The organism is Xanthomonas sp. NCPPB 1826 (assembly GCF_056725285.1).
Genome location: NZ_CM161521.1, coordinates 4,508,525 through 4,530,248, shown reverse-complemented (window position 1 = coordinate 4,530,248; position 21,724 = coordinate 4,508,525). Strand labels below are relative to the sequence as shown.

21 protein-coding genes are annotated in these 21,724 nt (G+C 65.6%); 14 read left to right on the top strand and 7 right to left on the bottom strand.

Going from position 1 to position 21,724, the window contains the following annotated elements:
* Window positions 1-122: 122 nt before the first annotated feature.
* The 6 genes from AC1PLA_RS19030 to AC1PLA_RS19005 are packed head-to-tail and all read left to right on the top strand — an operon-like array spanning window position 123 to window position 4,869.
* Complete coding sequence (locus AC1PLA_RS19030) at window positions 123-599, top strand: DUF2244 domain-containing protein (RefSeq protein WP_016902801.1); 477 nt, start codon at window positions 123-125, stop codon at window positions 597-599.
* Between the two features lie 16 nt (window positions 600-615).
* Complete coding sequence (gene coxB, locus AC1PLA_RS19025; RefSeq protein WP_481105144.1) at window positions 616-1,566, top strand: cytochrome c oxidase subunit II; 951 nt, start codon at window positions 616-618, stop codon at window positions 1,564-1,566.
* Window positions 1,567-1,605: 39 nt separating this feature from the next.
* Window positions 1,606-3,210 carry a cytochrome c oxidase subunit I gene (ctaD, locus tag AC1PLA_RS19020; RefSeq protein ID WP_016902803.1) on the top strand — a complete coding sequence of 535 codons (1,605 nt, stop codon included), beginning with the start codon at window positions 1,606-1,608 and terminating at the stop codon, window positions 3,208-3,210.
* Window positions 3,191-3,361, top strand: a complete 171-nt coding sequence (locus AC1PLA_RS19015) for a hypothetical protein (protein ID WP_024938846.1) — start codon at window positions 3,191-3,193, stop codon at window positions 3,359-3,361. The genes ctaD and AC1PLA_RS19015 overlap by 20 nt, the downstream gene beginning before the upstream one ends.
* Complete coding sequence (locus AC1PLA_RS19010) at window positions 3,358-3,954, top strand: cytochrome c oxidase assembly protein (RefSeq protein WP_039518470.1); 597 nt, start codon at window positions 3,358-3,360, stop codon at window positions 3,952-3,954. The genes AC1PLA_RS19015 and AC1PLA_RS19010 overlap by 4 nt, the downstream gene beginning before the upstream one ends.
* Before the next feature lie 39 nt (window positions 3,955-3,993).
* Entirely contained in the window at window positions 3,994-4,869 is an 876-nt protein-coding gene (locus tag AC1PLA_RS19005) for a cytochrome c oxidase subunit 3 (RefSeq protein WP_016902806.1), read from the top strand.
* A 98-nt stretch (window positions 4,870-4,967) separates the two neighbouring features.
* Here the strand turns inward: AC1PLA_RS19005 and AC1PLA_RS19000 are convergent, their stop codons facing one another.
* Complete coding sequence (locus AC1PLA_RS19000) at window positions 4,968-5,186, bottom strand: twin transmembrane helix small protein (RefSeq protein WP_006449736.1); 219 nt, start codon at window positions 5,184-5,186, stop codon at window positions 4,968-4,970.
* A gap of 60 nt (window positions 5,187-5,246) precedes the next feature.
* Here AC1PLA_RS19000 and AC1PLA_RS18995 point away from each other — a divergent pair, with 60 nt between their 5' ends.
* Genes AC1PLA_RS18995 through cyoE form a run of 4 tightly spaced genes read left to right on the top strand, consistent with a single transcriptional unit; the run spans window position 5,247 to window position 8,648 of the window.
* A complete protein-coding gene (locus tag AC1PLA_RS18995; RefSeq protein WP_481105143.1) occupies window positions 5,247-5,972 on the top strand; it encodes an SURF1 family protein in 726 nt (241 codons plus the stop codon).
* 27 nt (window positions 5,973-5,999) lie between these two features.
* A complete protein-coding gene (locus tag AC1PLA_RS18990) occupies window positions 6,000-6,575 on the top strand; it encodes a hypothetical protein (protein WP_481105142.1) in 576 nt (191 codons plus the stop codon).
* 10 nt (window positions 6,576-6,585) lie between these two features.
* The gene (locus AC1PLA_RS18985; RefSeq protein WP_184433089.1) at window positions 6,586-7,749 is read left to right on the top strand and encodes a COX15/CtaA family protein; all 1,164 of its coding nucleotides are present in this window, start codon (window positions 6,586-6,588) and stop codon (window positions 7,747-7,749) included.
* Between the two features lie 2 nt (window positions 7,750-7,751).
* On the top strand, window positions 7,752-8,648 hold the full coding sequence (gene cyoE, locus AC1PLA_RS18980; protein ID WP_039518476.1) for a heme o synthase: 897 nt from the start codon (window positions 7,752-7,754) through the stop codon (window positions 8,646-8,648).
* 201 nt (window positions 8,649-8,849) lie between these two features.
* Here cyoE and AC1PLA_RS18975 read toward each other — a convergent pair whose 3' ends face one another.
* Both AC1PLA_RS18975 and AC1PLA_RS18970 read right to left on the bottom strand, forming a co-directional pair.
* Window positions 8,850-10,430: a thioredoxin family protein gene (locus AC1PLA_RS18975; RefSeq protein WP_481105141.1), complete on the bottom strand. Its 1,581-nt coding sequence runs from the start codon at window positions 10,428-10,430 to the stop codon at window positions 8,850-8,852.
* A gap of 262 nt (window positions 10,431-10,692) precedes the next feature.
* Window positions 10,693-11,697 (bottom strand): bile acid:sodium symporter family protein, encoded by a 1,005-nt coding sequence (locus AC1PLA_RS18970; protein WP_016902812.1) that lies wholly within the window; start codon window positions 11,695-11,697, stop codon window positions 10,693-10,695.
* A 345-nt stretch (window positions 11,698-12,042) separates the two neighbouring features.
* On the opposite strand from AC1PLA_RS18970, the gene AC1PLA_RS18965 reads away from it, so the two are divergent.
* A complete protein-coding gene (locus tag AC1PLA_RS18965; RefSeq protein ID WP_481105140.1) occupies window positions 12,043-13,254 on the top strand; it encodes a lipase family protein in 1,212 nt (403 codons plus the stop codon).
* A gap of 277 nt (window positions 13,255-13,531) precedes the next feature.
* Here the strand turns inward: AC1PLA_RS18965 and dnaG are convergent, their stop codons facing one another.
* From dnaG to rpsU, 4 genes are all read right to left on the bottom strand, one after another.
* Window positions 13,532-15,280 (bottom strand): DNA primase, encoded by a 1,749-nt coding sequence (dnaG, locus tag AC1PLA_RS18960; protein WP_039518482.1) that lies wholly within the window; start codon window positions 15,278-15,280, stop codon window positions 13,532-13,534.
* Window positions 15,281-15,391: 111 nt separating this feature from the next.
* Complete coding sequence (locus AC1PLA_RS18955; RefSeq protein WP_481105139.1) at window positions 15,392-16,342, bottom strand: YihY/virulence factor BrkB family protein; 951 nt, start codon at window positions 16,340-16,342, stop codon at window positions 15,392-15,394.
* 248 nt (window positions 16,343-16,590) lie between these two features.
* Window positions 16,591-17,037: a GatB/YqeY domain-containing protein gene (locus AC1PLA_RS18950; protein WP_016902816.1), complete on the bottom strand. Its 447-nt coding sequence runs from the start codon at window positions 17,035-17,037 to the stop codon at window positions 16,591-16,593.
* A 257-nt stretch (window positions 17,038-17,294) separates the two neighbouring features.
* Complete coding sequence (rpsU, locus tag AC1PLA_RS18945; RefSeq protein ID WP_002808376.1) at window positions 17,295-17,510, bottom strand: 30S ribosomal protein S21; 216 nt, start codon at window positions 17,508-17,510, stop codon at window positions 17,295-17,297.
* Between the two features lie 280 nt (window positions 17,511-17,790).
* Here rpsU and tsaD point away from each other — a divergent pair, with 280 nt between their 5' ends.
* The 3 genes from tsaD to AC1PLA_RS18930 all read left to right on the top strand — a co-directional run bounded on the left by tsaD (window position 17,791) and on the right by AC1PLA_RS18930 (window position 21,688).
* On the top strand, window positions 17,791-18,855 hold the full coding sequence (gene tsaD, locus AC1PLA_RS18940) for a tRNA (adenosine(37)-N6)-threonylcarbamoyltransferase complex transferase subunit TsaD (RefSeq protein WP_481105138.1): 1,065 nt from the start codon (window positions 17,791-17,793) through the stop codon (window positions 18,853-18,855).
* A gap of 74 nt (window positions 18,856-18,929) precedes the next feature.
* Window positions 18,930-19,286: a dihydroneopterin aldolase gene (gene folB / locus AC1PLA_RS18935; RefSeq protein WP_024938857.1), complete on the top strand. Its 357-nt coding sequence runs from the start codon at window positions 18,930-18,932 to the stop codon at window positions 19,284-19,286.
* 230 nt (window positions 19,287-19,516) lie between these two features.
* Window positions 19,517-21,688, top strand: coding sequence for a glycoside hydrolase family 3 N-terminal domain-containing protein (locus AC1PLA_RS18930; RefSeq protein ID WP_481105137.1), 2,172 nt, complete (start codon window positions 19,517-19,519; stop codon window positions 21,686-21,688).
* The last annotated feature ends 36 nt before the right edge of the window (window positions 21,689-21,724 follow it).

The window sequence follows — 21,724 nt, the reverse complement described above, 5'->3', positions numbered from 1 at the left end:
TGATTGATTTACGCGTGTTTTTAGCTGCACTGCAGCAATCGCATGATTGCCGGAAACGCTTGCCGCATGCATTCGTGCGGGTCTACCATCGGGCCATTCCCGCAGTGCGCTGCGTGTTGCCAATGATCGAAGTACTGCCGTTGATGTCCGAAGGGGTCGGGACGCAGTTGCGGTTGCGGCCTCCGCGGGCATTGTCGGCCAGGCAATTCGTGCAGCTGTTCGCAGTGTTGGCGGGAACGATGTGGGTATTTGCGGGCCTGGGGTGGTGGACCGGCAATGCATTCGCGCCGGTGTTCGCCCTGTTGCACAGTGGTGTGGTGGCGCTGGCGCTACGGCAGTTGTGGCGAAGTGGCGAGCGCGAAGAAGCGATCCGGGTAGGGGAGACCGTTGTCGAGGTGTTTCCATCCGGACATGCGCCACCAGCGTTTCAGGCACATCCGCATTGGGTGCGGTTATGCATGGAACGCGACGACAGGGTGGTGCTGGTCAGCAGCGGCAAGCAGATCGAGATTGGAAGTTTTCTCGGGCCGGCCGAACGTGTGGAACTGGCAACTACGCTGAAACGCTTGCTCGCGGCCGCCAATGGCCGTCACCGATGACGTAAGGGTCTAGGCAATGACGCAACGCAGCAGCTGGAAGGCGACGTATCCGAAATTGGCTTTGGCGATGCTGGCGCTGTCGAGCGCCTCGGTTGCCTGGGCGCAATCGGCCGACCCGAAGGAATGGCAGCTCAACATGGGCCGCGGGGTCACCCAGACCGCGCGCATGGCCTACGAGGCGCACATGGTGGCGCTGTGGGTCTGCGTGGTGATCGGCGCGCTGGTGTTCGGTGCGATGGGCTATGCGATCTTCAAGTTCCGCAAGTCCAAGGGGGCGGTGGCCGCACAATTCAGCCACAACACCACGGCCGAAGTGCTGTGGACGGTGATCCCGGTGCTGGTGCTGATTGCGATGGCCTGGCCGGCAACGGCCAAACTGATTGCGATGTACGACACCCGCGAATCGGAAATGACCGTCAAGGTCACCGGCTACCAGTGGATGTGGAAATACGAGTATCTGGGCCAGGGCGTGGAGTTCACCAGCCGGCTGGCGCGCGAATCCGACCGCATCCGCCAGAGTGGCGAGCGTCCGACCGCTGCATCGCAACCGCATTATCTGCTGGACGTGGACAATCGCCTGGTGTTGCCGGTCAACACCAAGATCCGTTTCGTGATTACCGCCGACGACGTGATCCATGCGTGGTGGGTGCCGGCCCTCGGCTGGAAGCAGGACGCGATCCCCGGCATCGTCAACGAGGCATGGACCAATATCGAGCAGCCGGGCGTATATCGCGGGCAGTGCGCCGAGTTGTGCGGCAAGGATCATGGCTTCATGCCGATCGTGGTGGAAGCGCTGCCCAAGGCCGAATTCCAGCGCTGGCTGGCGGCCCGTCGCAGTGCCAGCGCAGTGCCTGCTGCACCGGCCGGCACCCCGGCGCCGGCGCCCACACCTGCAGCACCGCCTGCCGGCGAGGCCGCTCCAGCCGCGGCGCCTGCTCCGGCCGCCGCACCGACCGCCGCTCTTTAATCGCCCGCAACCGCACCGCTTCGTAGAGGTCGTTCCGTCATGGCGCATACCGCAGTCGATCACCACGGACACCACCAGCCCGGTTTCGTCGAGCGCTGGTTTTTCTCGACCAATCACAAGGACATCGGCACGCTGTACCTGCTGTTTTCCTTCGTGATGTTCATCATCGGCGCGGCGATGAGCGTGGTGATCCGCGCTGAACTGATGCAGCCAGGCCTGCAGTTCGTCAAGCCGGAATTCTTCAACCAGATGACCACCGTGCATGCCCTGGTGATGATCTTCGGCGGGGTGATGCCGGCCTTCGTCGGCCTGGCCAACTGGATGATTCCGCTGCAGATCGGCGCGCCGGACATGGCGTTGCCGCGCATGAACAACTGGTCGTTCTGGTTGTTGCCGGTGGCGTTTACCTTGCTGCTGCTGACGCTGTTCCTGCCGGGCGGTGCGCCGGCCGGCGGCTGGACGCTGTACCCGCCGCTCTCGCTGCAAGGCGGCTACAACGTGGCCTTCAGCGTGTTTGCGATCCATGTGGCCGGCGTCAGTTCGATCATGGGCGCGATCAACATCATCGCCACCGTGCTCAACATGCGTGCGCCGGGCATCGACCTGTTGAAGATGCCGATCTTCTGCTGGGCCTGGCTGATCACCGCCTTCCTGCTGATCGCGGTGATGCCGGTGCTGGCCGGCGCGGTGACCATGCTGCTGACCGACAAGTTCTTCGGTACCAGCTTCTTCAATGCGGCCGGCGGCGGCGACCCGGTGATGTACCAACACATCTTCTGGTTCTTCGGGCATCCGGAGGTCTACATCATGATCCTGCCGGCGTTCGGCGTGGTCAGCGAGATCATCCCGACCTTCAGCCGCAAGCCGCTGTTCGGCTATCAGGCGATGGTCTATGCGATCGCAGCGATCGCGTTCCTGAGCTTCATCGTGTGGGCGCACCACATGTTCACCGTGGGCATGCCGCTCGGTGGCGAAATCTACTTCATGTTTGCCACGATGCTGATCTCCATCCCGACCGGGGTGAAGGTGTTCAACTGGGTCAGCACGATGTGGAAGGGTTCGCTGACGTTCGAGTCGCCGATGCTGTGGGCGGTGGCGTTCGTGATTCTCTTCAGCATCGGTGGATTTTCGGGTTTGATGCTGGCGATCGTGCCGGCGGACTTCCAGTATCACGACACCTATTTTGTGGTCGCGCATTTCCATTATGTGCTGGTTACCGGTGCGGTCTTCGCGCTGATTGCGGCGGTGTACTACTGGTGGCCGAAGTGGACCGGGCGGATGTACAACGAGACCTGGGCCAAGTTCCATTTCTGGTGGACGATGGTGTTCGTCAATCTGCTGTTCTTCCCGCAGCATTTTCTTGGCTTGGCCGGCATGCCGCGGCGGATCCCCGATTACAACGTGGTGTTTGCCGACTGGAACCTGATCAGCTCGATCGGCGCGTTCGGCATGTTCGCCACGCCGTTCCTGATGGCCGGCATCCTGCTTGCCTCGCTGCGCAGCGGCGCCAAGGCCGACGCACGTGCCTGGGAAGGCGCCAAGGGACTGGAGTGGACAGTGCCGTCGCCGGCACCGGCGCATACCTTCACCGTGCCGCCGGTGATCAAGCCTGGAGATCTTGCGCATGAAGACATCGGTCACTGAGTCCGCGCCGCCGGCTGTGGCACGTCTGCTCTCCGCTGCCGAACGGCAGGCGCAACAGCGTCGTGCGGTGCGCCGCACGGCGATCACCGTCGGCATCATCGCGCTGCTGATCTATGCGGGTTTCATTGCGTCGGGAGTCATCGGGCGGTGAACGCGCGGGCGCCCGCACCTGCACCGACGGCCGGCTTATTCAAGCTGCTGGGCGTGGTGTTGGGCGTGTTCGTGCTGACTTTTTCGCTGGTGCCGCTGTACCGCATCGCGTGCGAAAAAGTCTTCGGCATCCGCATGGAGCGCGCACCGGGCAGCACCCGTGGTAATGCCGCTGCGAGTGCAGGGGCTGGCAAACGCACGGTGCGGGTGGAGTTCGATGCCGGGGTCAATTCCAAACTGCCGTGGACCTTTCATCCCGAGCAGATGACGATGGATGTGGTGCCGGGCGAACTCAATGAGGCGCTGTACTTCGCACGCAACGACAGTGCACGGGCAGTGGTCGGCAGTGCGGTGCCATCGGTCGCACCGGCGCGTGCATCCGGATACTTCAACAAGACCGAATGTTTCTGTTTTACCGCGCAGACCTTGCAGGCCGGCGAAACGCGCGACATGCCGCTACGTTTCATCGTCGACCCTGCACTGCCGCCGGAAGTCACCACGATCACCCTGTCCTACACGTTTTATCGCAACGACACCCTGACTTCGGAGTTGCAGGGCGGTGGCGCATCCAGCGCACCGCGCGCGGCGCCTTGATCCTTCATCCACACGCAGTACCGACACGGAAGCAACGCCATGGCCGACCATAGTCCCAACGCCGATGCGTATTTCGTCCCGAGCCAGAGCAAGTGGCCCTTTGTCGGGTCGATTGCGATGTTCGTGATGATGATCGGCGTGGCCAGCTGGCTCAACGATGCGGCATGGGGGCGCTGGACGTTCTTTGTCGGCATGGCGATGTTGCTGGCGACCTTGTTCATGTGGTTTGGCGATGTCATCCGCGAATCCAACGCCGGGCACTACAACCGCCAGGTGGACGGCTCCTTCCGCATGGGGATGGTGTGGTTCATCTTTTCCGAGGTGATGTTCTTCTGCGCCTTCTTCGGCGCGCTGTTCTACACGCGTGTGCTGACGCTGCCCTGGCTGGGCGGCGAAGGCGATGGCGTGATGACCAACGAACTGCTGTGGAACGGCTATTCCGCTGCATGGCCGACCAATGGCCCCGGCACGATCGGTGGGCAGTTCCAGACCATTCCCGCCTGGGGCCTGCCGCTGATCAATACGCTGATCCTGCTCAGTTCCGGCGTGACCTTGACCATTGCGCACCACGCGCTCAAGGGCGGCCGTCGTGGGGCGCTATTGCTGTGGCTGGGCCTGACCGTGCTGCTGGGTTGCGTGTTCCTGTTCCTGCAGGCCGAGGAATACATCCACGCCTACACCGAGCTCAATCTGACGCTCGGATCGGGCATCTACGGCTCGACCTTCTTCATGCTCACCGGCTTCCACGGTATGCACGTGCTGCTGGGTACGATCATGCTGGCGGTGATGTGGCTGCGGGTGGCGCGCGGGCACTTCACCCGCGACAACCACTTCGCCTTCGAAGCGGCGGCCTGGTACTGGCACTTCGTCGACGTGGTGTGGCTGGCGTTGTTCCTGTTCGTGTATGTACTTTGAGGGCGGGGATTGGGGAGTCGGGATTGGGGATTCGCTAGAGCGATCCGCATTTGCTGTTACCAATCCCCAATGCCGAATCCCCAATCCCATCGGCCGCGTCAGCGGCCGAGTCCATGCGGCTTGATCCAGCCGGTGTAGATGCCGAGGATCACAACGGCGATCAGTGCGACCGATAGACCGATGCGCCAGGTCAGTGCGTTGACGGTGCGCTTGGTTTCGCCACGGTCGGTGAGCAGGTAATACAGGCCCGCACCCAGGTTCCACAGGATCACGATCAGGAAGGCGACAATCAGCAACGTCTTGAGCGAATCGTTCACAAAAGCCCCGGTGGTCGTCGGCGTGGTAACGGCATTGCACGCCTTTTTGCGTCGCTTGTCATGACGCGCAAGCACACGGCGGTGTTGGGATGGTGTCTGGCCGTGCTGGTCAGTGCGGGGTTTGTGGCGCTTGGTCAGTGGCAGCTGCAGCGCATGCACGACAAACAGGCGTTGCTGGAACGCGCGGCGCATGTGCGGCAGACGCCGTTGACCCTGGTGCAGGCCCTGGCCACGCCGCATGCGCTGGCCTGGGCGAGCGGACAGGTGCGGTTCCTGCCGCAGCAGGTGCTGCTGGACAACCAGCTGCATGCCGGGCGCGCCGGTGTGCGCGTCTATCAACTTGTCGCGCCGCAGGGCAGCCCGGTCACGCTGCTGGTCGATCTGGGCTGGCTGCCGTTGCCGGCCAATCGGCAGCTGCCGACAATCGCGCCACTGCAAGGCACCCGGACACTGCAGGGCTTGCTGAGTGCGCCGCCCTCGGCCGGACTCGCAATGGGGCCGGCGTTGGCCGCTGCCAATGCGCCGCAGACCTGGCTGGCCACGCGCCTGGATGCCAGCGCCCTGCGCAGCGCGTTGGGCAGGCGCGACATTTCGTCGCAGGTCCTGCGCCTGGATCCGGCCCTACCGGTCGGGTATGCACGCGACCTGGAGATGCTGCCGAACACGCTGCCACCCGCGCGGCACTTGGGTTATGCGGTGCAATGGTTCGGTCTGGCCGCGACGGTGCTGGTCACCGCGACGCTGCTGAGCTGGCGTGCGCGCCGCCGCCGTCGACGCGGGCACTGACGCCTGCGGCATGAGAAAATCGCCGGCATGACCTCCTCCACATCGGCCACGCCGCATTCGGTCAAACGCGGCCGCAGGATGCTGATTGCCCTGGCGGTGCTGTTCTTCGGCTCGATGTTGCTGGCCGGCGTGCTGCGCTTCTCCGGATGGCAGCCGGCATCGATGCGCAATCACGGCGAACTGCTCAAGCCGCCCGCCGACCTGCGCGGGTTGGTGCCGGTGCGCGCGGACGGGCAGCCGTATGCCTGGACGCCTGCCGAACGTGTGTGGCGGATTGCGCTCGCACCGCCTGCCGGCTGCAAGCAGCAGTGCCTGATGTTGGCGGCCGAACTGGACAAGGTATGGCAGCTGCTCGGGCATCGCGCCGACAAGGTGGAGGTGTTGTGGATCGGCGCCCCGCCGGCCGGTCTGCCGCCGATGCCGGCCCTGCGTGTGCTGCGCGACGACGCGCGGCTGCGGCAGGGCCTGCCGCGTGCCAACGATGCCGCCGGCGTGCCGGTGTATGTAATCGACCCGAATGGCTTCGTGATCCTGCGGTACGCCCCGGGGTTCGACCCGGCCGGCCTGCGTGCCGATCTGGTCAAGCTGCTGAAACTGATGTGAGCCCGTTTCGATGAATCTGTTTGCGCCACCGGCATTGTTCCGCCACTTCCATCGCATGGCCTGGCTGGCTGCGTTGTTCACTGCGAGCACGATCCTGTTCGGGTCGTTCGTGCGCCTGTCCGATGCCGGCATGAGCTGCCCGGACTGGCCGACCTGCTACGGCCGCGTCACCTGGCCGCAGACCAGCGACGAAGCCAATACGCATGTGGCCAGCAAGATCCGGCCGCTGGAATCGCACAAGGCCTGGCGCGAGCAGGTGCACCGCTTCCTGGCCGGTGCGCTCGGGGTGGAGGTGCTGGTGCTGTCGTTGCTGGCGGTGCGCCGCCGCCGCATGGGCATCGCCCAGGTGGTTTCTGCTGCGGTGCTGGTGGCCTTGTCGATTCCTTTGTACATGTCCGGCTGGCACGCGCCGGCGTTCGGCGTGGCGATTGCCGGCGAGGCCATCCTGCTGCTGGCGGCGCTACGCTGGAGCAACATCGACCTGGCGCGTGCGGCGGTGCTGACGCTGGCAGTGGTGATCTTCCAGGCGCTGCTGGGCATGTGGACGGTGACGCTGCTGCTCAAACCCATCGTGGTGATGGGCCATCTGCTCGGCGGCATGCTGATGTTCTCGCTGCTGGTGTGGATGGCCTGGCGCGCGACGCACCTGCCGATCACGCTGGCCGATGCCTCGCGGCTCAAGTGGCTGCTGCGTGCGGGCGTGGCGGTGCTGGGCCTGCAGATCGCCCTCGGCGGCTGGGTCAGTGCCAATTACGCGGCGCTGGCCTGTGGCGGCGGTAGCTGGTCGGCCGACAATTTCCCGCGCTGCGTCAGTCAGTGGTGGCCGCCGCATGACTTCCGCGAAGGCTTCACGCTGTGGCGCGGGATCGGGGTGGATTACGAAGGCGGTGTGCTCGATGGCGCAGCGCGTATCGCCATCCAGATGGCGCACCGGTTGTGGGCAATTGCGACGGCGCTGTATCTGTGGTGGCTGGCCTGGCGCCTGTCGCGTTCGCCGGGCATGCGGGTGTGGGCCGGTGCGCTGGCGGTGCTGGTGGCGGTGCAGGTGACGCTGGGCATGCTCAACGTCAAGCTGGCGTTGCCGCTGGAAGTGTCGGTGCTGCATAACGGCGGCGCGGTCGCATTGTTGTTCGTGCTGGTCTCGCTGCTGGCGCGGCTGCGCGCGCCGGAGTGAGCATGGCTGTCAGCGCACGCGATTACTGGGACCTGACCAAACCCAAGGTGGTGGCACTGATCGTGTTCACCGCCCTGGTGGGCATGTTCCTGGCCATCCCCGATGTGCCGACGTGGGTGCAGGTGCGCACCGGTGCATTGGGCTTTCTGGGTATCTGGTTGGCGGCGTCGGCGGCGGCGGCGATCAACCAGTTGCTGGACGCCAAGATCGACGCGCAGATGGCGCGGACCTCGTGGCGCCCGCTGGTGGTGGGCAAGGTACGGCCGTGGCAGGTGCTGCTGTTTGCCGGCGTGTTGATCGTGATCTCCATGACCATCCTGGTGGTCTGGGTGAATGTGATCACCGCGGTGCTGACGTTTGCGTCGCTGATCGGTTACGCGGTGATCTACACCGTGTACCTGAAGCGTGCGACCTCGCAGAACATCGTGATTGGCGGCCTGGCCGGCGCCACGCCGCCGATGCTGGGCTGGGCCGCAGTGACCGGCTTGCCGACCAGCGCCGACTGGATCAACGCCTCGCTGCTGGTGCTGATCATCTTCATCTGGACGCCGCCGCATTTCTGGGCGCTGGCGATCTTCCGCCGTGCCGATTACGCCAAGGCGGCGATCCCGATGCTGCCGGTCACCCATGGCGTGCCGCATACGCGCAAGCAGATCCTGGTGTACACGGTGCTGCTGGCGATCGTGACCCTGCTGCCGGTGGTGGTGGGCATGAGCGGGCTGTTCTACCTGGGCGGCGCGGTGGTGCTCAACGTGGTGTTCCTCTGGTACGCCTGGCGCATGCTCGATCCGCCGGACGAGCTGTTCTCGATGAAGATGTTCGGTTACTCCATCGTCTACCTGATGGCGCTGTTCGCGTTTCTGATGGTGGACCACCTGCTGTTGCCGTGGGTGCGCTAGCGGCAGCGAGCGCCCTCTGCTGTCATCAAGGCGATCGATAGAGCTGCGATCGAGGCAGCCGTCAGGCGGATGCGGCCGGTGGTTGGAACCGGCCCATCTCGCTCTTACACGTCAGTTATGCGCGCCGTTGAGCATCCGGCGCGCAATCGCTACTCAGCTCATTCAAATTCGCTGTGTAGCGGGCTGCGCACTCATGCCGGCTCAGCTCAGCCAGCTGGCGCAGTCGCTGGTGTTCTTGCTGTCGCAGCTGCTCTGCATCTTCTGCTGCAGGCGCGTCAGCACCGCATTGCCTTCCTGGCGATGCTGCTTGCTCCAGGTCTTCAACGTGGCGCCCAGCGTGGCGAAGCGCTGCCGGGTGCGTTGGCGGTAGCCATCGGGCTGCCCGGCCAGCTCGCCGATCACCTGGGTGGCAGCGGCCTCGATGCCGGCGGTGTCGTCCGGGCTGAGCCGGATCAGGCCATCCACGTACATCACGCCCCATTGCACACGGGTGGCCGGTCCTTGCGCGCTTTCGTACGCCTTCCTGAGCCAGGACAGCGCGGTCTTCTTATCGCCACGTTGTTCGGCCAGATCGGCCAGCTCGGGCATGTAGTAGTAAGGCGTCTTGCTGCGCGTCAACTCGGCCAGCAGCAACTGTTCGGCGCCGCTGCGGTCGCCCACCTCGCCGAGCAATGCCGCGGCGGTGCTGATGGTGGATTGGCGCTCCTCATCGGTCCTGGCGGTGTCGGTCGCCCATTGCACGCGTTGTTGCACGGTGTCGACCACGGTCTTGGGCAACGGCGATTGCGGGCCCTTGGCCTCGGTTTCGGTGGGCTGGCCTTGTGCCAGGCGTGCCAGCTGGATGCGCGCGTACGCGGTGCCGAGCCGGTCGGCGATCGGCAGTGCGGTGTCGGCGTAGACCTTGTCCAATGCCAGATTCAGCGCATTGGACAAGGCAGTGCGCTCACCGGCATCGCTGCTGGCAGCGGCGACCAGCCGTGCAGGCATGTAGCTCAGCGTGCCGAGATTGGCGCGCACCTCTGCCGGATCGGCCAGCACTGCTTCCAGCAACGTGCGTGACGCCGCGCTGGGTGCAGGCGGTTCCTTGGCTGCGGTAATCGCTGCCAGGGCGAAGCTGCGTTGCAGCGCCGGCTGCGGCGCCGACCTGGACAGGCGCGTGAGCACATCCACGGCCTGCTCCGGCTTGACCAGCCGATCGTCGGTGCCCCAGGCATAGTTGCCGAGCACGGCCCAGTCGTCCGCGCTGAGCTGCTGCGGGGTCTGCAATGCGGTGTCGAGCAGTTGCCTGGCGGTACTGGTGCTCTTGGCCGCGACCCGCAGTACATCGGCCAGACGGGCGTTGTCGGCATCGCCGGCCAGGCGGGTGATCTCGCTGCGATCCGGGCGCAGCACGATGATGGTGGGGTAGCCCTTGATGCCGAAGCGTTCGCCCCAGGCCTGCGCGCCCTCCGAATCGCCGTCCAGATGCACCGCCACGAATTGCTGCGTGCGGGCGATGAAGGCCGGGTCCTTGAACAAGGTGGCCTTCAGTCGATTGCAGGGCGGGCACCAGGCCGCACCCCAGTACAGCAGGATCGGCTTGCCGCTTTCCCTGGCTTCGGCGAAGGCATCTTCGACATCGCCCTCGCGCCAGGCGATGCTGGACGCAGGCGCCGGCGTGGCGGCCGCCTTGGTCTGTGACGGGGCTGGCGGCGTGGCGGGCTTGTTGCAGGCAGTGAGCGTGACCAGCACCGCCAGCAGCGCGATCAGGGACGGGGCAGGGCGTCGGAACGATAGCGTCATGGCAATCACCGATGGGGGCGGCAAGGTGGATCGAACACTCTAGCGAGCGGCACCGTGCCAGCGTCGGAGTGCGTCATAACCGTTGTATATCTGCTTACAACCGGCACCGGCACGCAACGCGAACCGGTGTCGCGCCGGGCGTAGCAGGCCGGCGATGGCGCGCAGGCAACGCGCCGGCGGCAAGCAAGCCTTTGCAGGGCACGCAGCGTGGGCTGTGCCATGTGTCGTCGATCAGACCACCGCCGTGCAGTGGCCGTTACCTTCAATGACCACCGGGAGTGATCTGCGGCTCGCCCGGCGCGGTGCGCGCATAACGCGCGGCCACGAATGCACAGACGATCAGCTGCAACTGGTGATACAGCATGATCGGCAACACGATCGCGCCCAGGCCACCGCCGGCGAACATCACCTTGGCCATCGGCACGCCGGTAGCCAGGCTCTTCTTCGAACCGCAGAACACGATCGCGATCTCGTCGGCGCGGTTGAAGCGCAGGCGCCGCGCGATGAAGGTGATCGAGAGCATCGCCACCGTCAGCAACAACGCGGCGGCACCGAGCACCGCGAGCAAGGCCGGCAATGGCGTCTTCTGCCACAGACCTTCGTTCACCGATGCGCTGAAGGCGGTGTAGACCACCAGCAGGATGGTGCCTTGGTCGGTGTAACGCAGCACGGCGCGATGCCGTTCGACCCAGCCGCCGATCCACGGGCGCATGAAATGGCCAGCCAGGAACGGCACCAGCAACTGCAGCAGGATCTTGCCGATCGCCTCGGCCGGGTGCGCCATCGCGCCCTGGCTGCCGACCAGGGCGCCCATCAGCAACGGTGTGAAAAACACCCCCAGCAGGCTGGAAAGCGAGGCGGCACACACGGCTGCCGGCACGTTGCCGCGCGCCATCGAGGTGAAGGCGATCGACGATTGCACCGTGGACGGCAGCGCGCACAGGAACAGCACGCCGATATACAGCTCCGGTGTCAGCGCAAGATGCGCGAGCGGTTTGAACAACAGCCCCAGCAGCGGGAACAGCACGAAGGTGCAGGCCAGGATCACCAGATGCAGGCGCCAATGCAGCGCGCCGGCCTTGACCGCCTCGCGCGACAGGCGCGCGCCGTGCAGGAAGAACAGCGCGGCGATCGCCACGTCGGTGACATCGTCCATGACCGCCGCGGCGGTGCCGGAGACCGGCAGGAACGAGGCGAGCGTGACCGTGCACAGCAGCGCGAGGGTGAATGGATCAATGCGCAACCGCGCCAGCCAGTGTTTGATCATCGTGCGTATTCAGGGGGAGGGCTGTCTGCAGAGTGCCATTGTAGAGGCCAGCGTGCACCGTGCGAGTCGGCCGCGCAGCGCAGGCCGGGGACGCATGCGTGCTCGCACCGGCTCCGGCAGCAGCGTGCGCTTGCGCCTGCCTGCAGCATTGCGGATGGCGCCGCTCGGTGTGGCGAGCGATTCGTGCGATGCGTCGAGATTCCGCTGCGCGGCGCTTCTGGCACGCACATCCTTTGTTAGATTCTGGTTGCACACGCCGCGCGCATCCGTGCCCGAACGGTGCCCGCACGCCGCGTGCGTGTTCGCTCGTGTTTCCACGCAAGGCCTAAGGAAAGGAGCCGGTCCATGCGCTACGACCAATATCAACAGACCTTTGCGCTTTCCGCCCTGGCCAACTGGGTGGGCGATCGCAGGGGCAGCCAGCCGGCGTTGCAGGCGGACTACCAGGCCACGTTGCTGCAGACGCTGGCATCGGCCGACACCCAGGACAGGATCGGCGACTGGCAACTGGTGTGGGGGCCGCAGGTCTGGCAGGCGGCCGATTCGTCGCTGTCGGGCAATGCCATGTACGTGGCCCATACCGGCGCCATGCCGGGCATCGGCGAGGCGTATGTGGTCGCGCTGAGCGCCACCAATCCGGAGTCGCTCTACGACTGGTTCACCGAAGACTTCGATGTATCCTCGGTGGTGGATTTTGCGACCTATACGCCGTTGCTCGGCACCGCGCCGGTTGCGGCGAAGAAACCCGTCAAGCCAGGTTCGGCGGTCATCTCGATGGGCGCCGCTACCGGTGTGTGGCATCTGCTCAACATGGTCAGTCCCTCCACCGCACTGGCGCCGAACACGACGCTGCTGGATTTCCTGCAAGCGCTGGATGGCAGCAAGGCGACGGTGATCTTTGCCGGGCACAGCCTGGGCGGTGCGCTGTCGCCGACCTTGGCGACCTGGTTGAAGACCAACGGCAAGCTGGACAATTTCAGCGCCGTGCACTGCTATCCCACCGCCGGCGCCACGCCGGGCAACGGCAGGTTCGCCGCCCTGTATGCACAGGCATTGCCCTCTCCAGCGCCGGGCGCGGCGCCGTATCAGATCTGGAATGCCGACTTGTGGAACACGCTCGATTGCGTGCCGCATGCCTGGACCGTGCCGATGCTGAGTCAGATCAAGACGCTGTACGGGAATGCGCCGATCAAGGAGATCGATGTGCTGGTCGATGTGGCCATCGCCAATGCGGTGGCGTCCACGGTGAACTACCGGCAGATCGCCAACCAGCCGCTGACCGGCACGCTCACCGGCACCCCCACCACGGTCGTGCAATTTCTCGAGCAGATGGCTTCCCAGCACACCACCGCCTATCAGGCCTTGATTGCCCCATGGCTCACGCCGGTGTCCGGTACGCCGCAGACCCAGAGTGCCGACGGCGCGCCCGCACGCGATGCCCTGATCGAGCGGCTGACCGCGCATGCCGGCCAGGCCGCACTGGCCGATGCCGACAAGATCGAAGCGGTCAGCGCGGCGCTCGGCTCGATGGCCAAGACCTTGTTCAAGCAGCTATGAGCGCGCACCTGCATGCGACGGCCAGGGCTGGCCGGCTGCGTCGGCAACAGGTGGTCTGACAGCATGCGCCGGGTGCTCAGTGCGCGCCCGAACGCAGGCGCGGCAATGCGCAGTGCGTGCTGGTCGATCTCGTCGAGTCCGTGTGCGCGTTGCCTTGTCTGCAGCTCTTCAATGCGCTGCTGCAGCAGTTGCCGGTGCAACTGGGCCATGGCGTCGTGCAGCGTGCGCGCCTGGCCCGCACACGACAGCGTAAGCCGATCCCCTCGCGTTACCCGCACTACAACGCAGCAAGCGCCTTGAACAGCTCGCGCAATTCGTACTTGTCGGTGTCGTCCAGGCCCTGCGCGCGCTGCTTGTCCTGCAGTTCGTCCAGGCGCTGACGCAGCAATTGCTTGTCCAGTTGCGCAACGACGTCATGCAGTTCCATCGCCCAGCTGTGTTCGTCGCCGGGCAATGCCTGTGCGGCCAGTTTCTGCAGCGCGGCCTGTTCGTCGCGCTCGGCGAAGTGTTCCAGCAGTGCGCCGGTGCTGATTTCCGGGCGTTGCCGCACCAGTGCCAGCAGTTCCATCAACAGGTCGATGCCGGGCAAGCGCAGGCCGGAAAAATCGTGGTCGCCCTCCAGGCTCATCGCCAGCGACGGACGCTGCAGCAGGATCGCGATCGACGCGCGTACCAGGCTGCGTTTCTGCGCGGGTGCACCCATGCGGGCAGGTGGCCGTGCCTGCGATGTGGACGCCTGCGCCGCCTGACTGACGCCCACGCCGGTCAGGCGCGATAGCTCCTGCTTCATCAGGTCGCCGAACGCGCCTTCGGGGATCTGTGCCAGCATCGGCTTGGCGCGTTCGGCCAGCCGCGCCTTGCCATCGAGCGTGTGCAGGTTGATCTCGCGTGACATCTCGTCGAAGAAGAACTGCGACAGCGGCGTGGCCTGCTTCAGGCGCTGATCGAAGGCCTGCGCGCCTTCCTTGCGCACGATGGTGTCCGGATCCTCGCCATCGGGCAGGAACAGGAAGAACGCCTGGCGGCCGTCCTTCATGCGTGGCAGCACCGATTCCAGTGCACGCCAGCCCGCCTTGCGGCCGGCGTTGTCGCCGTCGAAGCAGAAGTACACATCCGGCGCGTTGCGGAACAACAACTCGGCATGTTCGGGCGTGGTCGCCGTGCCCAGCGTGGCCACCGCCTGGGTGACGCCAAACTGGAACAGCGAGACCACGTCCATATAGCCTTCCACCACGATCAGCCGCTCGATCTTCTGATTGGCCTGGCGCACCTGCCACAGGCCGTACAACTCGCGGCCCTTGTGGAACAGCGCGGTTTCCGGCGAATTGAGGTATTTCGGCCCCGGGTCACGGCCGTCGGCCGGCGCGCCCATGATGCGTCCGCCGAAGGCGATCACGCGGCCGCGGCGGTCGAAGATCGGGAACATCACCCGGTCGCGGAACTTGTCGTAGACATGGCCGCGATCGTTCTTGGAAAACAGCCCGGCGCGTTCGAGCACGCTCATGCGGCGCGCATCGGTGCCCAGCGTGTCCTTCAGTGCGCTGTAGCCATCGGGCGCGTAGCCGATCTGGAAACGCGCGCGGTTGTCGGCATCCACGCCGCGGCCGTCCAGATAGTCGCGGGCGCGTTCGCTGCCCTCGAGCTGACGCTGGAAGAACTTGGTCGCCGCTTCCAGTGCCGAATACAGCTCGCGGCTGTCGTCCTGCTGCTGCGGGGTGCGTTGCTGGGTCTCGCGCGGGATTTCCATGCCGGCACGCTTGGCCAGCTCGTCGACCGCATCGAGAAATTCGAGGCGGTCGTAATTCATCAGGAAGCTGATCGCGGTGCCATGCGCGCCGCAGCCGAAGCAGTGATAGAACTGCTTGGTCGGCGAGACCGTGAACGAGGCCGAGCGCTCGTCATGGAACGGGCAGCGCGCCGAGTATTCCTTGCCCTGACGCTTGAGGGGCACGCGACCGCCCACCACCTCGACGATGTCGGTGCGTGCAAGCAGTTCGTCGATGAATGCGTCGGGGATGCGAGCCATCCCGCTAGGATATCCCAGCCGCCGGCGCGCGCCGATTTCAGTGAGCGAGGGTCCTCAGCAAAGCGGTGGATGCCGCCTGGGTACGCGCGGCGCCAGGCGCAGCATGCGCAATCAACTGCGCGTCGGTGCTTCCGGCGGCTGCAGCGTGGCGTCTGGTTCGGCGGCGACCGGCGGCAGGTTGTCCGTATTCACGCCGGCCTCGCGCAGCTTGCGATGCGAGCGCACGCGCTCGTCGATCACCGCGGTCAGCAGGGCGCCGACGAAGAACACCACCGAGGCGTAATACATCCACACCAGCAGGATGACCAAGGTGCCCATCGAACCATACGCGCTGCCAGGCGCGGCCTTGGCGATGTACAGGCCGATGCCGTAGCGGCCCAGTGCGAACAACAGCGCGGTGATGACTCCGCCGACGAAGGCCTGCCGCCAGTTGACGGTACGATCGGGCAGATAGCGATACAGAAAAGCGAAGGCGAGCGAATACAGCGCCAGGGTGGTGACGTAGCCGATCGCCGGCAGCACCGATGGCAGCCGTGCGAACACCACCTGCAACGCGGTGGTGGCAATCATCGACACGATCAACAAGAAGCCCAGGGCCAGGATCACGCCGAACGAGAACACGCGCTTCTTCAGCCACGCCATCAGGCCTTCCAGGCGCTGCTTGTCGGTGCGGAAGATCAGGTTCAGGGCGTTCTGCAACTGCGCAAACACCGCCGTGGCGCCGATGAACAGCAGCAACGTGCTCCACAGTCCGGCCAACGACCCTACGCCGGGTTGATCGGTGGCATTGCGGATCACCGTGTCGGCCACTTCCGCCGCGCTACCGCCAGCCAGTTGCGCGATCTGCTGCACCAGCGCTTCCTGTGCAGGTGGATACAGCGATGCGGTCAGCCACAGCAGCAGCACCAGCAGCGGTGCCAGCGACAGCAAGGCGTAGAACGACAGCGACGCGGCCTGCGTCATCACGTCGATCTCGAGAAAGCGATTGAGCAGTGCCATCGGCAGGCTGCGCTGCAGGCGGCTCAGATGTTTCTGCAGGTGTTCGGTTGAGAGCTTCGTCACCGGCGGGGGAATCCTTGGGCATACCGTTGTGTGCGCAGGCGTCGTGAGGTGAAGCCGGCATGCGGAATGCTTCACCCGGACCTGTGCTGGCGAAGGTGTTCTAACAGGGCGTGTTCAAAGATCGGGTGAAAGCGGGCGCTGGATGTTGCGCGTGTGCTGCTATTGAAACGGCGCTGCAGCCAGCCGCACTCGGGCGGCTGGCTGCAGTGCCCTGGCCATCGGGCACAGGGCACTGTGCAGGCGAAGATTCAGCCTGCCAGATGCTGCTTGACCAGCGTCGAAACCAGGCCCATGTCGGCCTGCCCGGCCAGCTTGGGCTTGAGTGCGCCCATCAGCTTGCCGATGTCGGCCGGGCTGCTGGCACCGGTCTGCGCGATGGCTGCCTGGATGGCAGCGACGATCTCGGCTTCGCCCATCTTGGCCGGCAGGTAACGCTCGATCACCACGATCTCCTCGCGCTCGATCTGCGCCAGGTCGTCGCGTGCAGCGGCTTCGAACTGGGTGACCGAGTCCTTGCGCTGCTTGACCATCTTGTCGAGCACGGCAATCACGGCGGCATCGTCCATCTCGACGCGCTCGTCCACTTCCTTCTGCTTGATCGCGGCATTGATTAGCCGGATCACGCCCAGGCTGTGCTTGTCGCCGGACTTCATGGCGGCTTTCATGTCATCGGTGAGCTGTTGCTTGAGGGGCATGGTGTAACTCCTGGGAGTGCGTGTTGCTGATGTGCCGATGCGCCATGACGGGCACGGTGCATCGGCAGGAAGTCGGGCCGGGCAGGCGCGGATGGCGGCAGCGATGCCGGTCGGCTCTGCAGCTGCGCAGAACGCGGCGGTCGCCTGGCAGCGGACCAATACAAAAAGCCGGCGACGCTTGCGCGTGCCGGCTCTTGGGTTCCACTCCGATGGGCCGCGCCTTCAGCGCATGCCCGTCGGCAAGGAACCGCGTTCGATCAGTACAAGCGCTGGCGCTTGGTGACGTCGCGCGAGGAACGACGCAACTGACGCTTCACAGCAGCGGCAGCCTTACGCTTGCGCTCCTGGGTCGGCTTTTCATAGAACTCGCGCTTGCGGGTTTCGGCCAGCACGCCGGCCTTTTCGCAGGTGCGCTTGAAACGGCGGAGCGCAAATTCGAAGGGCTCGTTCTCGCGGACTTTAACGCTGGGCATGGGTTCTCCAGATAATGGGATTTCCGTCCGGGAGCCCCGGGCGGGTGCGAGCGGACTCGCGTGACGGAATTTCCGGGTTGCCCCGGCGAGCCGCGCATTATAACGACTTGCCAACGACCTGCAAGCCCCCTGCAGCATCTGCGTGAGCAAGCCTGATAAAGCCTGCGCTTGCGGGTGATCCGGTGGCGATGACACGGCCGCGCAGCAGATCGCCCCTGGCCGATCTGCGCAGGGCAAAAGCTGCGAAAATAGGCCGCATGTCCATGCCTGCCGAGTTGCCGTGAAAGTTCTTGGGATCGAATCATCGTGCGATGAGACCGGCGTGGCGGTCTACGACACCGCGCTGTCGGGCGTGCCGGCGCTGCGGGCCCACGCGGTCTACAGCCAGATCGCGCTGCATGCCGAATACGGCGGCGTGGTGCCGGAGCTGGCCAGTCGCGACCATGTGCGCAAGCTGCTGCCGCTGATCCGCCAGACCCTGGACGAGGCCGGATTGCGGATCGACGAACTCGATGGGGTGGCCTATACCGCCGGCCCGGGCCTGGTCGGCGCACTCCTTGTTGGTGCCGGTGTGGCGCGGTCGCTGGCCTGGGCGCTGGACGTGCCGGCGATCGGCGTGCATCACATGGAAGGCCATCTGCTGGCGCCGCTGATGGAAGACGACCCGCCGCAGCCACCATTCGTGGCGCTGCTGGTCTCCGGCGGCCACACCCAGCTGGTGTCGGTGAAGGCGCTGGGCGAGTACGAGGTGCTTGGCGAGACGCTGGACGATGCAGCCGGCGAGGCCTTCGACAAGACCGCCAAGATGATGGGCCTGCCGTATCCGGGCGGGCCGCAACTGGCGGCGCTGGCCGAAACCGGCACCCCGGGGCGCTACAAGTTCGCGCGGCCGATGACCGACCGGCCCGGGCTGGATTTCAGTTTCAGCGGGCTCAAGACCCAGGTGCTGCTGGCCTGGCGCGGCAGCGACCAGTCCGATACCACGCGGGCGGATATCGCGCGCGGGTTCGAGGATGCGGTGGTGGAGACGCTGGCGATCAAATGCCTGCGCGCGCTGGACGCGGCCGACTGCAACACCTTGGTGGTGGCCGGCGGCGTGGGCGCCAACAAGCGCCTGCGCGCACGCCTGCAGGACGCGGCGCAGCGGCGCGGCGGCCGGGTGTGCTTCCCGCGGCCGGCCCTGTGCACCGATAACGGCGCAATGATCGCGTTCGCCGGCGCGCTGCGGCTGGAGGCCGGCGAGCGCGCCGACGCGGCAGTGCATGTGACGCCGCGTTGGGATATGGCGGGCTTGCCGCCGCTGGCGGCGGCGCGGGATTCGGGAGTGGGGATTGGAGATTCGTAGAAGCTAGTCCCTCTACCTGCTGTCTGTCGCGCTCTTGCCAATCCCCACTTCCGAATCCCCAATCACGGCTCCCAATGGACAAAGTTTTTATCGAAGGCCTGGAAATCGATGCGCTGATCGGCATCTACGACTGGGAGCGGCGCATCCGCCAGACGCTGCGGTTCGATCTGGAAATGGGCTTTGACAACCGCATTCCGGCCGCCAGCGACGACATCGCCGATACCCTGAACTACAAGGCGGTGAGCAAGCGGCTGATCGAATTCGTGCAGGCCTCGGACTTCGGGCTGGTGGAGACCCTGGCCGAGCGCTGCGCGGCGATCGTGCTGGACGAGTTCGGCGTGCATTGGCTGCGGTTGAAGCTGAGCAAGCCCGGTGCGGTGCGCGGCGCGCAGGCGGTGGGAGTGATCATCGAGCGCGAGCGGGCCCGCTGACGGCCACCGCCGCTGCACCGCTCGGCTAGCTCCGATCCTTGGCCGAGCCCCGGAAGATCCAGGCGGCGCCGGACCAGGGATCCAAGACCACGCCACCGATCCCAGCCCAAGGCGCGGTTCAACCGGACCCGACAAATCCCGAATCCCGAATTCCAAATCCCGACACTTGCCCCCTCGCGGTCGCCTCAGGCTAGAATTGACGGCCATGTAAACGTTTTCTCAAGGATCTCATGGCTGCTGATCGTATCGAAACCCTGATTGCCCAGATGACCGTCGAAGAGAAGGTCGGACAGTTGGGTGTGTTCGCCGACATGGTGCGGCCGTTCGCGCCGGACGTGAATCCCGAAGCCAATGTGCTCAACGCCGACGAGGTGCTGCAGCAGGTGCGCGCAGGCCGGGTCGGCTCGTTGTTCAATGGCGTCGGCGCCGCGCTGGGCGTGCAGATCCAGAAGGTGGCGGTGGAAGAAAGCCGCCTGGGCATCCCGGTGATCCTGGCGGCGGACGTGATCCACGGCATGCGCACGGTATTCCCGATCCCGCTGGGCGAGGCGGCCAGCTTCGAGCCCGAGCTGGCCGAGCGCACCGCGCGCGCCACCGCGATCGAGGCGACCGCCGCCGGCCTGCACTGGACCTACGCACCGGCTGTGGACATTGCGCGTGACCAGCGCTGGGGCCGTGGCGCGGAAGGCGCCGGCGAAGACGTGGTGCTGGGCGCGGCGTTTGCCGCCGCCCGCGTGCGCGGCTTCCAGGGCAGCGATCTGAAGGCCGACGATTGCCTGCTGGCCACCCCCAAGCACTTCGCCGCCTACGGCGCCGTGGCTGCGGGTATGGAATACAACACCGTGGACATCGCGCCGCAGACACTGCGCGATGTGCACCTGCCGCCGTTCAAGGCCGCCTTCGATGCCGGCGCACTGACCGTGATGTCCTCGTTCAACGACATCAACGGCGTGCCGGCCAGTGCCAACCACGAGTTGCTGACCGAGATCCTGCGCGGCGAATGGCAGTTCCCCGGCGTGGTGATTTCCGACTACACCGCCGACATGGAGCTGATTGCGCACGGCTATGCCGCCGATGAGCGCGATGCGACCAAGAAGGCGTTCCTGGCCGGCCTGGATCTGAGCATGCAGAGCGGCTTCTATGCCGCGCATCTGCCATCGCTGGTGGAACGCGGCGAGGTGCCGATGGCCACGCTGGATGCCAGCGTGCGCCGCATGCTGCAGCTCAAGGAGGCGATCGGGCTATTCGACAACCCGTACCGCTCGCTGGATCCGGCACGCGAAGCCGACACCGCGCATCTGCCCGCGCACGATGCGTTGTCGCGCGATGCGGCGCGGCGTTCGATCGTGTTGCTGAAGAACCAGGGCGAGGTGTTGCCGCTGAAGAAAAGCGGGCAGCACATCGCGCTGATCGGGCCGTTCGTGCAGGACCGCGAGAACATCGAGGGGTGCTGGACGCTGTTCGGCGACAAGCAGCGCTACGTGACCCTGGAGCAGGGTGTGCGCGCGGTGGTCGACAGCGAGCATCTGACGGTGGTGCCGGGCTGTGGCCTGGAAGAGGCGCTGCCGGGCGGTATTTCCGCCGCCATCGATGCGGCGCAGGCCGCCGACGTGGTGGTGCTGGCGCTGGGTGAACCGCAGCGCTTCAGTGGCGAGGCGCAGTCGCGCACCGAGATCGTGTTGCCGCCGGCGCAGCAGGCATTGGCCGAAGCCATTGCCGCCACTGGCACGCCGATGGTGGTGCTGCTGCGCAATGGCCGCGCGCTGGCCCTGAGCGGTGCGGTACGCGATGCCGATGCGATTGCAGTGACCTGGTACCTGGGCACGCAGACCGGTACCGGCGTGGCCGACGTGTTGTTCGGCGACTACAACCCCTCCGCGCGTCTGCCGATCAGCTTTCCGCAGGTGACCGGGCAACAGCCGTATTTCTACAACCATCTGCGTACCGGCCGCCCGGAACTGCCGACGCTGTCCGAGTACAAGGCACGCTGGCGCGAGATGCCCAACGAGCCGTTGTATCCGTTCGGCCACGGCTTGAGCTACACCACCTTTGCGTACGCGCAGCCGCAGCTGAGCAGTGCGCAGCTGGGCTGGGACCAGACCCTGACCATCACCACGCGCGTCACCAATACCGGCCGCGTGGCCGGCGAAGAAGTGGTGCAGTTGTATGTGCACGATCGCGTGGCCAGCCGGGTGCGCCCGGTGCGCGAACTCAAGGGTTTCCGCAAGGTGTTGTTGCAGTCTGGCGAAAGTACGGACGTGGTGTTCACCCTGACGCGTGACGCACTGGCCTTTACCAACCACAAGAATGTGTTTGGCGCCGAGCCGGGCGTGTTCGATGTGTGGGTGTGCGCCTCCGCCAAGAGTGGCGAGGCGGTGACGTTCGAGTTGCTGGAGGCCTGAACACCCGCAGGCGTGGTATGACGCACTTACGCGACA

What these genes read in the sequence shown, in the direction of transcription:
- AC1PLA_RS19030 (WP_016902801.1), top strand. Translation starts at nt 123, where the DNA reads ATGATCGAAGTACTGCCGTTGATGTCCGAAGGGGTCGGGACGCAGTTG.
- coxB (WP_481105144.1), top strand. Translation starts at nt 616, where the DNA reads ATGACGCAACGCAGCAGCTGGAAGGCGACGTATCCGAAATTGGCTTTG.
- ctaD (WP_016902803.1), top strand. Translation starts at nt 1,606, where the DNA reads ATGGCGCATACCGCAGTCGATCACCACGGACACCACCAGCCCGGTTTC.
- AC1PLA_RS19015 (WP_024938846.1), top strand. Translation starts at nt 3,191, where the DNA reads ATGAAGACATCGGTCACTGAGTCCGCGCCGCCGGCTGTGGCACGTCTG.
- AC1PLA_RS19005 (WP_016902806.1), top strand. Translation starts at nt 3,994, where the DNA reads ATGGCCGACCATAGTCCCAACGCCGATGCGTATTTCGTCCCGAGCCAG.
- AC1PLA_RS18995 (WP_481105143.1), top strand. Translation starts at nt 5,247, where the DNA reads ATGACGCGCAAGCACACGGCGGTGTTGGGATGGTGTCTGGCCGTGCTG.
- AC1PLA_RS18990 (WP_481105142.1), top strand. Translation starts at nt 6,000, where the DNA reads ATGACCTCCTCCACATCGGCCACGCCGCATTCGGTCAAACGCGGCCGC.
- AC1PLA_RS18985 (WP_184433089.1), top strand. Translation starts at nt 6,586, where the DNA reads ATGAATCTGTTTGCGCCACCGGCATTGTTCCGCCACTTCCATCGCATG.
- cyoE (WP_039518476.1), top strand. Translation starts at nt 7,752, where the DNA reads ATGGCTGTCAGCGCACGCGATTACTGGGACCTGACCAAACCCAAGGTG.
- AC1PLA_RS18975 (WP_481105141.1), bottom strand. Translation starts at nt 10,430, where the DNA reads ATGACGCTATCGTTCCGACGCCCTGCCCCGTCCCTGATCGCGCTGCTG.
- AC1PLA_RS18970 (WP_016902812.1), bottom strand. Translation starts at nt 11,697, where the DNA reads ATGATCAAACACTGGCTGGCGCGGTTGCGCATTGATCCATTCACCCTC.
- AC1PLA_RS18965 (WP_481105140.1), top strand. Translation starts at nt 12,043, where the DNA reads ATGCGCTACGACCAATATCAACAGACCTTTGCGCTTTCCGCCCTGGCC.
- dnaG (WP_039518482.1), bottom strand. Translation starts at nt 15,280, where the DNA reads ATGGCTCGCATCCCCGACGCATTCATCGACGAACTGCTTGCACGCACC.
- AC1PLA_RS18950 (WP_016902816.1), bottom strand. Translation starts at nt 17,037, where the DNA reads ATGCCCCTCAAGCAACAGCTCACCGATGACATGAAAGCCGCCATGAAG.
- rpsU (WP_002808376.1), bottom strand. Translation starts at nt 17,510, where the DNA reads ATGCCCAGCGTTAAAGTCCGCGAGAACGAGCCCTTCGAATTTGCGCTC.
- folB (WP_024938857.1), top strand. Translation starts at nt 18,930, where the DNA reads ATGGACAAAGTTTTTATCGAAGGCCTGGAAATCGATGCGCTGATCGGC.
- AC1PLA_RS18930 (WP_481105137.1), top strand. Translation starts at nt 19,517, where the DNA reads ATGGCTGCTGATCGTATCGAAACCCTGATTGCCCAGATGACCGTCGAA.